The organism is Spiroplasma sp. ald (genome assembly GCF_044714355.1).
Lineage (GTDB): Bacteria > Bacillota_I > Bacilli_A > Mycoplasmatales > Mycoplasmataceae > Spiroplasma > Spiroplasma phoeniceum.
Window position 1 is genome coordinate 1 of sequence record NZ_RXFY01000146.1, and the last position, 1931, is coordinate 1931.

Here is a 1931-nt window from a genome sequence, read left to right on the forward strand (position 1 = left end):
TTTAGATTCCTATAATTTCTATTTTAAATATATTTTATAGGAATTTTAAAATAACTAGGTTATGCAAGAAGTCTATTATAAAATTTACTATTTGTTTTACAAATTAAATATTTATCTAGAAACTGAAACAAACTAATATTGTTAAAAATAGACACTTTAACTTGGTTATCATTCAAGTCATATTCACTAAAAATACTTTTTAATGTTTGGCGATTAAAATAAATAATTGTTTTTCATTGATATAAATAAGTTATTATAAAGAATAAAATAAAAATACTAATAGCTGTTGTAATAGCATAAAAAATCTTTCGTGACAATAATCTTCATTCTGGCAAATAATTATTACTAAAAGTAAAATCTGATGTTAAAAATAATAAAAACAATTGCAATACATTTAGAATTAAACCAATATTAATAACAACTAATAAAAAATAAAATAATTTACTAGCGATTCAACTTTCACTATTTTTTTTATTTTTAAAATGTTTTAATAAATAAATTCCTTCTCAACTACTACCAAAAAGAAGAAATAAAATATTTAAAACAATAAAATATTTTAAAGATACTAAATCTGTCATACTTTTCTCCTTCCTTAAGTAATTTTAAAAGAAACATGTGTCCCAACAGTTCCGGCTGCATGATTAATTTTAAGATAATTTTTATTGCTACTTTTAAATCAGGCAAAAACATATGGTAATCCCCCATGGTCAGCACTCTTTCATAAATTTTTTAGTTGAGTTGTTGGTGACCACAAATCTAAATCATTCGGCTGTGCACCTTTTTTCAAAATAACATTTACATCAGTTGCTTGCATAAAATGTGAATTATGAACATGTGCTGATCACTTAATTAAATAATCAGTTACATCATTAACAATTTCCGCAATAGTTGTTGTTCCAGCATATGTTTTGTTAGCAATAGGTTTCCAATCAATATTTCTTCAGTCTTTAGCATTAAAATCATTACTGTCAATCGAAACATTTCAAACTGATAAGAACTCTGGTTTTTTATAAAAACTAAATCCTTTACTTTCTAGGATTACCTTATAATTACTTTCAACAACTGTGGAATTAAATATTAACATTGCTCTTGATCCATCAAATTTAACAAAGTTACTACTATCTTTTTTGACTTTAATTTCCAAGTTAAAAAATCCAAATGGTAACGGATTATTGTCGTTTCACATTTTTTTATAATATGCTACAATCTCCTCGTATTCTTTTTCCGTTTGAAAAATATTATTAATATTTTGTACAAATCCTGCTATTAATTTAGCATTATCAAATGGCACTGGATTATCAGAATAAAATAAGACACTATTTTTTAAAATATTTAATTCAGTTAAATCAACATTAGTATTAATTGTAATTCATTTTTCATTTTGGTAATGACCATAATTATTTGGTATAATATGAATTGAAAAATAAGTAATTGGTAATAAGTTTTGTACAGCACTAAAGTCAATTAAATAATTTTAATTAGGTGTCGTATGATAGCCATAATAAATATCAACATTAATTTTAAAAAGATCAATTTCTTCAAAATTAATTTGAATAATTTTAAGAATAGTACTCCGCAAAGTTTGAAACCCGCCAAGTTCACTACCTAACATTTGATCAACTGTTCATGAATAATTTTGAAATACTGTTTCATCAATTTGTGCTAAATCAAAATTAAGATTCTCTTCTTGTGTAGTTTTACAAGCAATAAGCGGACTAATATTTCCAAATAAGATAGTTCCTACTAATAATGACTCTAATAACTTCTTCATAATCCTCTTTTATAATAAATTAACATACATAAATAATTCATAAACTTGTTCTCCTGTTGTTTTTCCATAATTTAAACTTGGTTGTTCAAACACAACATCATCTAATGTAAATTGGGTTGGATATCACTTATATTTATTAGACTTCTTGCATAACCTATTA

The 1931-nt window shown here is 24.1% G+C and carries 3 protein-coding genes; all 3 read right to left on the minus strand.

The features are described 5' to 3' along the window. Nucleotides 1-59 precede the first annotated feature (59 nt). A complete protein-coding gene (locus EHU54_RS05680) occupies nt 60-578 on the minus strand; it encodes a hypothetical protein (RefSeq protein WP_400249425.1) in 519 nt (172 codons plus the stop codon). Between the two features lie 14 nt (nt 579-592). After that, nucleotides 593-1291 (minus strand): hypothetical protein, encoded by a 699-nt coding sequence (locus EHU54_RS05685; RefSeq protein ID WP_400249426.1) that lies wholly within the window; start codon nt 1289-1291, stop codon nt 593-595. Between the two features lie 183 nt (nt 1292-1474). Beyond that, nucleotides 1475-1771, minus strand: coding sequence for a hypothetical protein (locus tag EHU54_RS05690; RefSeq protein WP_400249427.1), 297 nt, complete (start codon nt 1769-1771; stop codon nt 1475-1477). Nucleotides 1772-1931: the final 160 nt, after the last annotated feature.